This is a genomic window from Pseudodonghicola flavimaris (assembly GCF_030164425.1).
Classification (GTDB): domain Bacteria; phylum Pseudomonadota; class Alphaproteobacteria; order Rhodobacterales; family Rhodobacteraceae; genus Pseudodonghicola; species Pseudodonghicola flavimaris.
Genome location: NZ_JASNJD010000020.1, coordinates 11,921 through 25,793 on the forward strand (window position 1 = coordinate 11,921; position 13,873 = coordinate 25,793).

At 66.4% G+C, this 13,873-nt stretch carries 12 protein-coding genes; 4 read left to right on the forward strand and 8 right to left on the reverse strand.

The window, feature by feature from the left end; all coding sequences use genetic code 11:
- Positions 1-8: 8 nt before the first annotated feature.
- The 6 genes from atpB to QO033_RS19910 all read right to left on the reverse strand — a co-directional run bounded on the left by atpB (position 9) and on the right by QO033_RS19910 (position 4,235).
- Complete coding sequence (atpB, locus tag QO033_RS19885; protein ID WP_284482719.1) at positions 9-677, reverse strand: F0F1 ATP synthase subunit A; 669 nt, start codon at positions 675-677, stop codon at positions 9-11.
- Complete coding sequence (locus QO033_RS19890; protein WP_284482720.1) at positions 677-952, reverse strand: N-ATPase subunit AtpR; 276 nt, start codon at positions 950-952, stop codon at positions 677-679. Before QO033_RS19890 ends, atpB begins: the two co-directional genes overlap by 1 nt.
- Entirely contained in the window at positions 949-1,236 is a 288-nt protein-coding gene (locus QO033_RS19895) for an AtpZ/AtpI family protein (protein WP_284482721.1), read from the reverse strand. The genes QO033_RS19890 and QO033_RS19895 overlap by 4 nt, the downstream gene beginning before the upstream one ends.
- Positions 1,233-1,697, reverse strand: a complete 465-nt coding sequence (locus tag QO033_RS19900; protein ID WP_284482722.1) for a F0F1 ATP synthase subunit epsilon — start codon at positions 1,695-1,697, stop codon at positions 1,233-1,235. The genes QO033_RS19895 and QO033_RS19900 overlap by 4 nt, the downstream gene beginning before the upstream one ends.
- Entirely contained in the window at positions 1,694-3,190 is a 1,497-nt protein-coding gene (atpD, locus tag QO033_RS19905) for a F0F1 ATP synthase subunit beta (protein ID WP_284482723.1), read from the reverse strand. The genes QO033_RS19900 and atpD overlap by 4 nt, the downstream gene beginning before the upstream one ends.
- A gap of 343 nt (positions 3,191-3,533) precedes the next feature.
- Positions 3,534-4,235, reverse strand: a complete 702-nt coding sequence (locus QO033_RS19910; protein WP_284482724.1) for an IclR family transcriptional regulator — start codon at positions 4,233-4,235, stop codon at positions 3,534-3,536.
- 173 nt (positions 4,236-4,408) lie between these two features.
- On the opposite strand from QO033_RS19910, the gene QO033_RS19915 reads away from it, so the two are divergent.
- The 4 genes from QO033_RS19915 to QO033_RS19930 all read left to right on the forward strand — a co-directional run bounded on the left by QO033_RS19915 (position 4,409) and on the right by QO033_RS19930 (position 9,727).
- Complete coding sequence (locus tag QO033_RS19915) at positions 4,409-6,739, forward strand: cytochrome P450/oxidoreductase (RefSeq protein ID WP_284482725.1); 2,331 nt, start codon at positions 4,409-4,411, stop codon at positions 6,737-6,739.
- A gap of 73 nt (positions 6,740-6,812) precedes the next feature.
- Positions 6,813-7,847, forward strand: a complete 1,035-nt coding sequence (locus tag QO033_RS19920; RefSeq protein ID WP_284482726.1) for a TRAP transporter substrate-binding protein — start codon at positions 6,813-6,815, stop codon at positions 7,845-7,847.
- 87 nt (positions 7,848-7,934) lie between these two features.
- Positions 7,935-8,429: a TRAP transporter small permease gene (locus QO033_RS19925; protein WP_284482727.1), complete on the forward strand. Its 495-nt coding sequence runs from the start codon at positions 7,935-7,937 to the stop codon at positions 8,427-8,429.
- Positions 8,426-9,727, forward strand: a complete 1,302-nt coding sequence (locus QO033_RS19930; protein ID WP_284482728.1) for a TRAP transporter large permease — start codon at positions 8,426-8,428, stop codon at positions 9,725-9,727. Before QO033_RS19925 ends, QO033_RS19930 begins: the two co-directional genes overlap by 4 nt.
- 312 nt (positions 9,728-10,039) lie before the next feature.
- Here the strand turns inward: QO033_RS19930 and QO033_RS19935 are convergent, their stop codons facing one another.
- Both QO033_RS19935 and amaB read right to left on the reverse strand, forming a co-directional pair.
- Positions 10,040-11,527, reverse strand: coding sequence for an acetyl-CoA hydrolase/transferase family protein (locus QO033_RS19935; protein WP_284482729.1), 1,488 nt, complete (start codon positions 11,525-11,527; stop codon positions 10,040-10,042).
- A gap of 781 nt (positions 11,528-12,308) precedes the next feature.
- Positions 12,309-13,832: an L-piperidine-6-carboxylate dehydrogenase gene (amaB, locus tag QO033_RS19940; RefSeq protein ID WP_284482730.1), complete on the reverse strand. Its 1,524-nt coding sequence runs from the start codon at positions 13,830-13,832 to the stop codon at positions 12,309-12,311.
- Positions 13,833-13,873 lie beyond the last annotated feature (41 nt).

A 13,873-nucleotide genomic window follows, 5' to 3' on the forward strand; every position in this document is an offset into this window, starting at 1 on the left:
CGGCCCTCTCAGGCCTCCGCCGCGCCAATGCCGGCGGCAATGTAAACACTTGCAAGGATGGTGAAGATATACGCCTGAATCAGTCCGATCAGCACCCCCAGCAGCAGGAACGGGATCGGCAGCAACAGACCGGCGAGCAGCATCAGAACGGCGATGATGAACTCATGGCTCATCATGTTGCCGAACAGCCGGATCATCAGCGAAAAGGTCCGGGTGATCTCGGACAGGATGTTCAACGGCAGCAGAAACGGGGTCGGCTGGGCATAGTGGCGCAGATAGGGGCCGATGCCGCGCACCTTCAGCCCGTAGAAATGCACCGAGAAGAACACGATCAACGCCAGCGCCGCCGGGGTTTCGATGTGGCCGGTGGGGGTCTTCACCCCCGGCAGGATCGCCGACAGGTTGGCGATGCCCAGAAACAGGAACAGCGAGCCCAGCAGCGGCACGTAGGGCCAGGGATCGCGGTCGAGCACTTCGCGCAGCTGGGTGACGATGGCCATCACCACGATTTCCAGCGCCGCCTGCACCGGGCCCGCATCGCGTTTCGGCGCCCGCAGGAAGATCCGCAGGAAAATCGCCATCGCCGCCATGATCACCCAGGTCGTCACCACCTGACGGGCGATCGGCACCGGGCCGATATGGAACAGAACCTCGATCGAGAGCGGATCGGCCTCCATCACTCCGCCCCCTTCGCGCGCCGGATCGCCACGGTTCGGGCGACGATGAAGCCGAGGAGCGTCAGCAAAAGCGGCCCGGTGCCCTGCAGCGCTGCCAGCGTCATCACCCCGGCCGCCACCGCCAGCCGCAGCACCACATAGCCGATGGCGCGCCGACGGCCCTCGGCCTGGCCGAAGGCGGCGACGCTGCGGCCCAGCATCCAGAAATAGAAGGCACCAAGGGCCAGCCCGGCGCCCAGCCAGAGCGCGATCTGCGGCAGGTCGGGCATCGTCATTCCTGCGTCATCCTCTTCCACGCCAGATAGAACCCCAGGCAGGCACCCAGAAAGGTCAGCGCCCCGGTGATGGTGATACCGCTGCCCAGCTTGTCGTCCAGCCAGCGACCGGCAAAGACCCCCAGCAGCGTCGGCACCACGATCAGCCAGCCCAGTGCGCCGAACATCGACATGTTCTTCCAGATCGGACGCTCGCCCTCGCGCTGCCAGCGGTCGCGCCGCGCCTTGCGCAGCTCGATCGCCTCCTCCATGTCATCGTGATCCTCGCGCCGCGGGTCGGTCATACGCCCGCCCCCTCGCCGCCGCCCCGGGTTCCGGCATCGAGCCGCGGCAGCGGCATATCCGCACCGCGCTGCGCCTGCAGCACCCGTTCGATCTGCCGCATTGCAGCCAGATGCAGCCGGGTATCGGCGGTCCAGCTGCCTTCCTCGGTCTCCTCGGATTTCTCCATCTGCTCCAACGCCACCTTGCCGAGGGTGGAGATATCGCGGTCGCTGGCGGCCCCCCGCGCGGCGATCTCGGTCACCGCGCCGTCGCGCACGGTCAGGACACCGCCACGCACCACGACGAAGCCCTCCTTGCCGGCTCTGTCCCGCCAGGTGACGACGGAGGTGGGCAGCACGGTGACGAAATCCGCATGGCCCGGCAAGATGCCGAAGGCGCCGGAGGCATCCTCGGCCCGGACGTGGGCCACGTCTTCGACCGTGGTCACCACCGAGGTGGGCGTGGTCACCACCAGTTTCACGCCGCGCCCCCGGCCGGCTGATCCGCGGCGGAGGCGGCGATCGTCTCTCCCTTGGCCGCGGCCTCCTTGGCGCGGGCATCGTCGATGGTCCCGATCATGTAGAGCGAGCCTTCTTCCCAGTCGTCGGTCTCGCCCGAAAGGATCGCCTCGCAGCCCGCCAGCGTGTCTTCCAGCGAGACCGAGGCGCCGGCGCGACCGGTGAACTGCGCCGTCACCGCGAAGGGCTGGGTCAGGAACCGAATCAGACGACGGGCGCGGCCCACGGCCTGGCGATCGTTGGCGCTGAGCTCCTCGACCCCGAGAAGCGAGATGATCTCCTGCAGTTCCCGATATTGCTCGATCAGCTGGCGCACCTGCTCGGCCACCCGGTAATGCCGCTCGCCGACGATGGAAGGGTCCAGCAGGGTGGAGCTGGAGGCCAGCGGATCGACCGCCGGATAGAGCCCCTCGCTCGCCATGTCGCGGCTGAGCACGATGGCGCTGTCGAGATGAGTGAAGGTGGTGGCGACTGCCGGATCGGTGAAATCGTCGGCCGGCACATAGACCGCCTGGATCGAGGTCACCGCCGCGGAGCGCACCGAGGCGATGCGTTCCTCCAGCTCAGCGATCTCGGTGGCGAGCGTCGGCTGATAGCCTACCCGCGACGGCAGCCGCCCGAGCAGCCCGGACACCTCAGACCCCGCCTGCACGAAACGGAAGACGTTATCGACGAGGAACAGCACGTCCTGCCCCATCTCGTCGCGGAAATGCTCCGCCACCGACAGGGCGCTCAGCGCCACGCGCCAGCGCGCGCCCGGCGGTTCATTCATCTGGCCGAAGACCAGAATGGTGCGGTCGATCACCCCGGAATGCTTCAGGTCGAGCCAGAGCTCATGCCCCTCGCGGGACCGCTCGCCCACCCCGGCAAACACCGACGTGCCCTTGTACCGGTCGGCGATGGAGCGGATCAGCTCCATGATCAGGACAGTCTTGCCGACGCCGGCGCCGCCGAACATCGCCGCCTTGCCGCCACGCGCCAGCGGCGCCAGCAGGTCGATCACCTTGATGCCGGAGAGAAACAGCTCTCCCCCCGCGGTCTGATCCGTCAGCTTCGGCGCGGCGCGGTGAATCGGGTTGCGCGGGGTATCGGCAGGCAGATCGCCCAGCCGGTCGATCGGCTCCCCCACCACGTTCAGCAGCCGGCCCATCACGTTGTTGCCCACCGGCATCAGGATCGGGGCGCCGGTGTTCACCACCTCGGTGCCGCAGGCCAGCCCGGCGGTCTCCTGGATCGCCACGCAGCGCACGGTATCGGTATCGGTATGTTGCTGCACCTCGAGCGTGAGACTGTAATCGCCGTCCCAGAGCACCTTGAGCGCCGTGTTGATTTCCGGAAGCTGGCCCTGCGGGAAGCGGACATCCACCACCGCGCCCGACACCTTCGAGACGCTGCCCGATGCACGGGCCGCGCCCTGCGGGTCTGTCGCGCCAGGAGCGGCTGGTGAGTCGGTCATGGCCGCCCCTCCGGACCGCCAGCGGACCGGCGCCGCGGTCGGGTGTTCCAGATCGACGAATCGCCGGGGCGATCCGCGATGGCCTGCGCTGGCAACAGCATCGTCGGTCTAGCCAAAGCCTGTCATCCTTCCGGTCGTTTCGCACCGCCACCGCTGACCGGGGCGCCGCGTCATCTCCCAACCATGACTATCGGCGATCTCTGCCGCCATTGCCATGGGGCAGCTGCATCAATTTCCTCAAATATTGTAAAGACTTCGTGTTGGCGCGACGTTTTGCGCAGAAACCCCGCAGACAGCGGCGCCGGACGGAGGCAAAACCGCCGGACCGACCCGATCCACCGCCTCAGGCGCCGCAGAGCAGCGCGCTGAGATCGCGCGCCGCCTGTCGCACCGCCGTGCTCACCGGCGCCACGTCGAGGGTTTCCAGCGCCACCACGCCCACCGACAGCTCGATCCCGGCGATGGCCTGGCTTTCGACCCCGGGGGCACAGATGCGCACCGGGCTCGACACCCCCATTGCGCCCTTCTGCAACTCCCCCTGGGTCAGTGCGAAGCCATCGGCCCGGGCGCGGCGCACCGGTTCGGGATCGTCGGGCTGCTCCGGCCGGCCTGCCAGGATCGCCAGGCCCGAGGCGCCGCGTTCCAGCGGGTGGCGGGTGCCGACACGATAATGCACGTTGAAGATCACCCCCCGGGGCTCCGCCGCCAGAATGGCGACGCAATCACCGCCCTGCGCCATCGCCAGAAAGGCGGTGCAACCGGTGGCCTCGGCCAGATCTTCGACCACCGGGCGGGCCAGCGCACGCAGGCTGCCCTCGGCATGGGTGCCCAGCATCACCGCACCACTGCCCAGCACGATACAGCCATCGGGCAGCCGCGTGACCATGCCGTGGTCGGCCAGCGTCGCCACGATGCGATAGGCGATGGCCCGATGCAGTCCCAGCCGATCGGCCAGATCGGCGATCTTCAGGCGACCCTCCCCGCGCGCGACCAGCATCAGCAACGCGATGCCGCGATCCAATGTCTGCAGCTTTCCGCTCGACATATCCGCTCCTCTTCCTCCCTCGGGTTCGTCAATCCGAACCGGCGCCGGCTTTAGCAAAACTGCGAAACCAGCGGCAAGCGGGATTGACAGATGGATAACATGCACCGTAGATCCACTATCAGTCAACGATTGTTCACTATTCGTAAATCGTTCGATGCAGGGAGGAAAAGCACATGACAACACCGCAACAGACACAAGAGATCTCCGGTGGGTGCCCGATGCACGCCGCGGCCAGCGCCGGCGGCTGCCCTGTTTCGCAGATGGCCGAGGCTTTCGACGCCTTCGAAGGCCCCTATCAGATCGACCCGGCCGAGGCGCTGCGCTGGTCGCGCGACCAGCTGCCGGTCTTCTACAGCCCGAAGCTGGGGTATTGGGTCGTCAGCCGCTACGAGGACATCAAGACCGTGTTCCGTGACGGCATCCTGTTCTCTCCCAGGAACGTGCTGGAGAAGATCACCCCCGCCACCCCCGAGGCGATGGAAGTCCTCAAGGGCTATGGCTATGCGATGAACCGCACCATGGTGAACGAGGACGAGCCGGCGCATATGGAACGCCGCCGGGCGCTGATGGATCACTTCATCCCCGCCAACCTGGAACAACAGCAGGACATGGTCCGTCGCCTCACCCGCGAGAAGATGGACGCCTTCATCAACGACGGCCGCGTCGACCTGATCGACGCCATGCTCTACGAGGTGCCGCTGAACGTGGCGCTGCATTTCCTCGGCGTGCCGGAGGACGAGATCGCAGTGCTGCGCAATTTCTCGGTGGCGCATTCGGTCAATACCTGGGGCAAGCCCACCGACGACGAGCAGGTCGCCATCGCCCATGACGTCGGCCAGTTCTGGGAATACGCCGGCAAGATCATCGAGAAGATGAAGCAGGAGCCCGAGGGCACCGGCTGGATGCACGAGACCATCCGCAAGAACGCCGAGATGCCCGATGTGGTCACCGACAGCTATGTGCATTCGATGATGATGGCGATCATCGTCGCGGCGCATGAGACCACCTCGCTGGCCTCCGCCAATATGTTCAAGACGCTGCTGAGCAACCGCGAGGCTTGGGACGACATCTGCGCCGACCCGAGCCTGATCCCCAATGCGGTCGAGGAATGTCTGCGCTACGCCGGCTCCATCGTCGCTTGGCGGCGGCAGACCACCGCGCCGGCGCGGGTCGGCGACGTCGACCTGCCCGAGGGCGCCAAGCTGCTGATCGTGCAGGCCTCCGGCAATCAGGACGAGCGGCACTTCGAGGATGGCGACAAATTCGACATCTACCGCGACAACGCCGTCGATCACCTGACCTTCGGCTATGGCAGCCACCAGTGCATGGGCAAGAACATCGGCCGGATGGAGATGCGCATCTTCCTTGAGGAGATGACTCGCCGCCTGCCCCACCTGCGGCTGGCGGAGCAGGAGTTCACCTATCTGCCCAACACCTCCTTCCGCGGCCCCGATCACGTCTGGGTCGAATGGGATCCGGCGCTGAACCCGGAGCGCGAACACCCGCAGCTGGCCCACGATCACCTCTATTTCCCCGTCGGCGCGCCGTCGCGCCGCGACATCGCCCGCAAGGTCCGCGTCACCGGCCTGCGGCAGGAGGCCGAAGGCATCATCGGGCTGACGCTGGAAGACGCCAAGGGCCGCCCCCTGCCCCGCTGGAGCGCCGGCGCCCATGTCGAACTGGTGCTGGGCGAGTACGACCGCAAGTATTCGCTCTGTGGCCGCGCCGATGCCCCGGGCTATGACCTCGCCATCCTGCGCGAGGACGAGGGCCGCGGCGGATCGCGCTATATCCACGATCATATCGGCGAAGGGATGGAACTGCGCCTGCGCGGGCCCAGCAACCTCTTCCGCCTGGACGAAGACGCGGCCGCCTATGTGCTGGTCGCCGGCGGCATCGGCATTACCCCGATCGTTGCCATGGCCGACCGGCTGAAGGCGCTGGGGAAGCCCTATGCCATCCACTATTGCGGCCGGTCGCGCGCGACCATGGCGCTGCTGAACCGGCTGGAGGCCGATCACGGCGATCACCTGCATCTGCATACCGGCGAGGATGGCACCCGGGCCGATCTGGCGGCACTCGTCGCCGCCCTGCCGGACGGCGGGCAGATCTATTGCTGCGGGCCGGAACGGATGATCACCGCGCTGGAAGATCTGACGGCCGACAAGCCGGAAAGCACCTTCCACTTTGAGCACTTCACCGCCCATGACACCGGCCTCGACCCCGAGAAGGAACAGGCCTTCAAGGTCGACCTGATGGATTCCGGCCTGACGCTGAACGTCGCCGCCGACCAGACCCTGCTCGATGCCATTCTGGCGGCGGGCATCGATGTCGCCTCGGATTGCTGCGAAGGGCTTTGCGGCAGCTGCGAGGTCACCGTGCTGGAGGGCGATATCGATCACCGCGACATGGTGCTGACCCGCAGCGAGCGCGCCGAGAACCGCCGCATCATGTCCTGCTGTTCGCGGGCGAAGAACGGAGGCCGGATCAAGCTGGCGCTCTGACGCGCAGGACCCGGCCCAGGCCCCCTTTATGACAAGGCAACCCAAGACTGGATCTCAAACGGGAGGATCACAGATGAAACTGAAACCCAACCTGCTCGCCGGGGCGGCGCTTTCGGCCATCATGGCCCTGAGCGGCACCGTCGCCGCCGAGGCCAAGACCAAGCTGAAGCTCAGCCACTACCTGCCCACCGTCCACGGCATCCACACCGACTTCATCCTGCCCTGGACCGAAGAGGTCACCGCCTGCACCGGCGGCGAGGTCGAATTCGAAATCTTCCCCGCCGGCACCCAGCTGGGCAATGTCGCCCGCCAGCAGGAACAGGTGATGGCCGGTGTCGTCGACATCGCCCATGGCCTGACCGGCATTCCGCGGGGCCGTTTCCCGCGTACCTCGCTGATCGACATGCCCTTTCTCAGCGACAGCTCGGCCGCGGCCACCTATGCGCTGTGGTCGATGCTGCCGAACGAACTGGCAGAGGAATACAAGGGTCTGAAGGTGCTGGCGCTGCACGCCCATAACCCCGGCGTGATCCACACCGCCTCCAAGAAGGTGGAGAAGATGGAGGACCTCGACGGTCTGCGCATCCGCACCCCGTCTCCGGCGGTGTCGGAAATGCTGTCCTTCCTCGGCGCCTCGCCGCAGGGCCTGCCGCCGGGCGAAGTCTATGAAAACCTGCAGCGCGGCGTTCTGGACGGCACCGTGTTCCCCTGGGACCCGGTGAAGTCCTTCGGCCTGAACGAGGTTCTGCAATATCACCTGGAAGCCGGCGTCTATACCGTGTCCTTCTTCTTCGTGATGAACGAACGCTCCTTCAACCGCCTGTCGCCCGAGGCTCAGGCCTGCATCGACAAATACTCCGGCGATGCGCTGGTGCCGAAATTCGGCGACTGGTGGAACAAGTGGGACGTACCCGGCCGTCAGGAAGCCATCGACGCCGGTCATGAGATCACCACGCTGTCGGAAGAAGAGCGCAATCGCTGGCGCGAGGCCCTGCAGCCGATGATGCAGAACTATCTCGAAGAAGTGAAAGCCGCCGGCGTCGACAATGCCGAGGAAATCTACAAGACGATGCAGGCAAAGGTCGCGGAATACGAAGCCTCGCACTGAGAGCTGAGCCGCGATACTGACATCCCCGGCCCGAGTGGCATGACCACCCGGGCCGGTTTCCGTTCGAGAGGAGAGGAGCGAACCGCCATGGTCTCCGTCAAATCCCTGCCCCGCCTCGTGGTCTCGGGGCTCGCCGTTCTCGGTGTTCTGGCCTATGCCGCCGCGGCGCTGGTCACCTTCGTCGATGTGGTCGGCCGCAATCTCGGCATGCCGATCGAAGGCGTGGTCGATCTGGTCCAGCTGTTCGTCGTCGCCGGCGCCTGGCTGGTCATTCCCTTTGCATTCCAGTCCGCCGCCCATGTCGGCGTCGACTTCGTCCTGAACATGCTGCCGGCGGCCTTGAAACTGCCGCTCAGGGTGCTGGCCGCGCTGGTGGCGCTGGCGGTGATCGGGCTGATGCTGTGGTACGGGTTCGAGACCTTCAAGATGCGCACCATGTTCGGCGACCGGTCGCAGCAGCTGGGCATCCCGGTGGCCTGGTACTGGTATCCTCTGCTGGTCGGCCTCGCCGCCTCGCTGATCGGGATCCTGGTGCATCTGGCCGAGGCGGTGCGCAAAGACAGAAAGGAGGCCCGCGCATGAGCGAGGCGTATCTGGGTCTGGGCGGCTTCATCGCCGCGCTGGTGCTGATCGCACTGGGGCTGCCGGTGGCGGTGGCCATGGGCGCGATCGGCGTGGTCGGCTACTGGTATCTGAACGGCTGGATGGGGGCCGCCTATGTGCTGGGCTCCACCCCCTTCGAATCGATCTTCCCCTATTCCTTCAGCGTGATCCCGCTGTTCGTGATGATGGGCGTCTTCGCCTCTCATGCCGGGCTGTCGCGGTCGCTGTTCGACGTGATCAACAGCTTCATCGGCCATCGCCGCGGCGGCCTGGCAGTGACCACGGTGGGCGCCAGCGCCTTCTTCGGGGCCATCTGCGGCAGTTCGCTGGCCACCGTCGCCACCATCGGCCGGGTCGCCCTGCCGGAGATGAAGCGCCACGGCTACGACGAATCCCTCTCCACCGCCACGGTGGCGGCCGGCGGCACACTCGGCGTGCTGATCCCGCCCTCGGTGCTGCTGGTGGTCTACGGCCTGCTGACCCAAAGCTCGATCGGCCAGCTGTTCATCGGGGCGCTGATCCCGGGTCTGCTGGGGGCGGCGCTCTATGCGGCGGCGATCATGATCAAGGTGCAGATGAAGCCGGAGCTGGCGCCCCGCGCCGAACGCATGGGCTGGAGCGCCCGGCTGACCTTCATGGGCCAGATCTGGCCGGTGGTGGCGCTGTTCGCGCTGGTGATCGGCGGCATCTATCTCGGCTGGTTCTCTCCCACCGAGGCGGCGGCCATCGGCGCGGTCGGCGCCTTCTTCCTGGCGCAGATCTCCGGCGGGCTGACCTTCGCGGCGCTGCGGGCCTCGGTCTTCGAGACCGCCGGTCTGACCGGCATGATCTTCTTCATCCTGATCGGCGCGGCGCTGTTCAACTCCTTCCTGGAGGAAACCGGTCTGCCGCAACTGCTGATCGGGCTGATCCAGAACTCCGGCCTGAGCCCGCTGCTGGTGATGGTCCTGATCCTCGTCTTTTACGTGGTGCTGGGCTGCTTCATGGATTCGATGTCGATGATCCTGCTCACCGTGCCGCTGCTGGCGCCGGTGGCGACCGAGCTGGACTACAACCTGATCTGGTTCGGCATCGTGGTGGTCACCGTGGCGGAGATCGGCCTGATCACGCCGCCGATCGGCATGAACCTCTTCATCGTGCAGGCCGCCGCCGGCGACGTGAAGCTGGCCACCGTGGTCAAGGGCATCCTGCCCTTCATCCTGGCCGATTTCACTCGCCTGGCGCTGCTGGTGGCCTTCCCGCTGCTGGTACTGTGGTTGCCACAGGCGATGTTCTGACGCCGGCGCGATGACAGTCGGGACCGGCCCCGGTCCCTCCCCCTCTCTCTGCTCAGCCCCGTGCCCCTGGCGCGGGGCTGATGCGTTTCAGGCACTGCACCCATAAGACAGGCCCCATAAGACCGGCCCCAGAAGACAGGACGGCGCCCCGGGGACTGCCCCCGGGACGCCGCCCGTTTCGTTCCGGTTATGGAAAGCGCAAATCGCCGCAGGTCATGGCCGGCGCCACACATCGCCCGGACCGGCGCACGCCAGAGCCACGCCTACCGCCGATGCCAGAGGTCCGCGCCCCCTAGAGGGGCGCGGCGCGGGTCATTTCATGCTGCCGGTTTCGGCCAGCCGCACATGCCAGGACAACGCCTCTTCCATCACATGCGGGGTGTGACCGCCACGGGCGACGGCGCGCTTGTAGTAGTCCATCAGCTGATCGCGATAGAGCGGATCGGCGCAGTTCTGAATGATCAGCGGCGCCCGCTCCCGCGGTGCCAGCCCACGCAGATCGGCAAGGCCGAACTCGGTCGCCAGGATATCAACGTCATGCTCGTTGTGATCGACATGGCTGACCATCGGCACCACCGAGGAAATCAGCCCGTCCTTGGCCGTCGCCTTGGTGACGAAGATCGACAGATACCCGTTGCGCGCGAAATCGCCCGAGCCGCCGATACCGTTCATCATCTTGGTGCCGCCCACGTGCGTCGAGTTCACATTGCCGTAGATGTCGAATTCCAGCGCCGTGTTGATGCCGATGATGCCCAGCCGCCGCACCACCTCGGGGTGGTTGGAGATTTCCTGCGGCCGCAGGATCAGCCGCGACTTGTACTTGTTCAGCTGCGGGAAAACTTCCTTGTACTTCTCTTCCGACAGGGTGATCGAAGAACCGGAGGCGAAATCCAGCTTGCCCGCGTCGAACAGGTCAAAGGTCGAATCCTGCAGCACCTCGGAATACATCTTGAGGTCGTGGAACGGGGTGTCGATCAGCCCGTGCAGCACCGCGTTGGCAATGGTGCCGATGCCGGCCTGCAGCGGTTGCAGCGAATTGCTCAACCGCCCGCGCTTCACCTCATTCTGAAGGAACTCAGACAGATGGCCGGCAATCGCGCGGGTGCCGTCGTCCGGTGGCAGGATGGTCGAGGAGCTGTCGAGCTTCTCGGTGATGACGATGGCGGCGATCTTGTCCGGATCGACCGGGATGAACGGAACCCCCACCCGGCTCTCCGGCGAGACCACCGGGATCGGCATCCGCACCGGGCGGTGGGTCGGAATGAAGATGTCGTGCAGCCCTTCCAGCTGCGCCGATTGCGACAGGTTGATCTCGACGATCACCTTGTCGGCGAGGATGGCGAAGCTGGCGGAGTTGCCGACCGAGGTGGTCGGCACGATGCCGCCCTGCTCGGTGATTGCCACCGCCTCGACCACGGCGACATCGACCGGGCCCAGCTGGCGGGTGCGCAGCATCTCGACGGTTTCCGACAGGTGCTGATCGACGAACATCACCTCACCGGCATTGATTGCCTTGCGCAGCGCCGGATCGGCCTGAAACGGCATCCGCCGCGACAGCACATGTGCCTCGGCCAGGGTCTTGTCCAGATCGTTGCCCAGCGAGGCGCCGGTGACCAGCGTGATCTGCAGCGGTTCCGTCTTCGCACGCGCCGCCAGAGCCATCGGGACGGCCTTGGCCTCACCGGCGCGGGTGAAGCCGCTCATGCCGACCATCATCCCGTCCTTGATGTGCAGGGCGGCCTCTTCGGCGCTGACGATACGATCCAGAAGCGCGGGGTTCCGCACGCGGTCATCATACATGGACAAATCCTTCGCGTTGGGGTCTCGGGCCTGGCCGCCGGGGCCACCCCGAATGTCTTTGCCTGCGAACAGCCCCGGCGGAAACCGGGCGCCTGTCCGGGTTCAGTTCCCACATCTGACCGCCCCTGTCGAGGCCGCAGCCCGGCGCCGAAATGCCATGGCCGCTAATAAAATTTCGTTAGACCGCCGCAAGAATGCTGGTTTCCGCAAGTTTGCTGCAACGCAGCGGAGCTTTATTCTGACAGCCGCTTCGCCGGCCATCTTTCCTACTCTCCCCCCGGCACATCCAGCCCGGCGTCGACATGGCCCTGCGCCCGGAACCATCCGAATGCCGTCCACTCCGACCGGCAGCGGCATGTGTCGACGGCGCGGGAAAGGCGTGAAAACCCCCGTCTGACAGGGCTTTGCGCCCGAAAGTCGAGGCCTTGGCCGGAAGCGCCGGAGTAACGGGGCCGGGGAACCGATCGCGCAGCCCCCGGCTCGGCCCCGCCCCTGCCCCGCGCCCGGGTGAATGCATCTCAGTCGGCGGCCACCGGTCCCGCGTGGCTTCCCGCAGCGATGACTGCACCGGGTATAGCTGTCGCGATCCCTGCGCCCTCCCCCCTTCAGGCTTTCGCTGGCAGAGTAGCAGCATTGCGCTCAGCGCAACGATGGAAGGGAGCTATGCGTTATGCGCAGCGCTGTGGCAGCCCCGATCTCACATTCAAAACCTCGAATCGCGTGGCGTCAGTTTGTCGGGCCGGCGCCGCAGGGCGCCCCTCCTCGCCGGCCCATGCTCCGGTCAATCGATATCGAAGACCACGCCCTGCGCCAACGGCAGGTCCTTGGAATAGTTGATGGTGTTGGTGGCGCGACGCATATAGGCGCGCCAGGCGTCGGAGCCGGATTCACGACCGCCGCCGGTTTCCTTCTCGCCGCCGAAGGCGCCGCCGATCTCGGCCCCCGAGGTGCCGATATTGACGTTGGCGATCCCACAGTCGGAACCGCGCGCCGACAGGAAGGTCTCCATCTCGCGCAGGTCGGTGGTGAAGATCGACGAGCTGAGCCCACCGCCGACCGCGTTATGTTGCTCCAGCACCTCATCGAAGTCACTGTATTTCATGACATAAAGGATCGGCGCGAAGGTTTCGCGCAGCACCGGGCCGGCCTGTTCCGGCATCTCGACCAGCGCCGGATGCACGTAATAGGCGGAGTTGGATACCTCAGGGGCGCGCTCGCCCCCGTGCACCGTGCCCCCCAACGCCCGGGCTTCCTCCAGAGCGACCAGCATGCCGTCATAGGCGGCCTTGTCGATCAGCGGACCGACCAGCGCCGCGGTCTCCAGCGGGTTGCCGACGGTGACGCTGGCATAGGCCTTCTTCAGCGCCGGCACCAACTGGTCGTAGACGGCTTCATGCACGAAGAGCCGGCGCATGGTGGTGCAGCGCTGACCAGCGGTGCCCATGGCGCCGAAGGCTACAGCGCGCAGCGTCATGTCCAGATCGGCCGAGGGGCAGACGATACCGGCGTTGTTGCCGCCAAGCTCCAGGATGCAGCGGCCGAAGCGTGCGGCGACCTTCGGCCCGACGATCCGCCCCATGCGGGTGGAGCCGGTGGCCGAGATCAGCGCCACCTTGGGGCTGTCGACCAGCGCCTCGCCCAGCTCGGGGCCGCCGACCAGAACCTGGCTCAGCCCCTCGGGCGCGTCATCGCCGAAGCGGGCCAGCGCGCGATCCAGCACCGCCTGCACCGCCAGCGCGGTCAGCGGTGTCTTCTCCGACGGTTTCCACACCACCGGATCGCCGCAGACCAGCGCCAGCGCGGCGTTCCAGCACCAGGGCGCGCAGGGGAAGTTGAAGGCGGTGATGATGCCGACGACCCCCAGCGGATGCCAGGTTTCCATCATCCGGTGGCCGGGGCGTTCGGTGGCGATGGTCAAGCCATAGAGCTGGCGCGACAGGCCCACGGCGAAATCGCAAATGTCGATCATCTCCTGCACTTCGCCCTGCCCTTCGGAGGGCGACTTGCCGGCCTCGATCGACACCATGCGGCCCAGGTCTTCCTTCGACTGGCGCAGTTCCTCGGCGAACAGGCGCACCAGCTCCCCCCGGCGCGGCGCCGGGATCATCCGCCATTTGCGGAAGGCCGCGTCGGCCTTGGCGATCATCGCCTCCGCCTCGGCTGCGCTGTGGGGAACGAGGGTGGCGACCACCTCGGCGGTCACGGGAGAGGTCACCGCCAGCCCGTCGGCGGCGTCGAGCGGGGCGGTCACGCCACAGGCGGCCATGGTTTCGGCGGTCACCACCGCGAGGGATTTGCTAGACATCTCGATATCCTTTCAGGGTCGGGCCGGCGCGATCGGCGGGG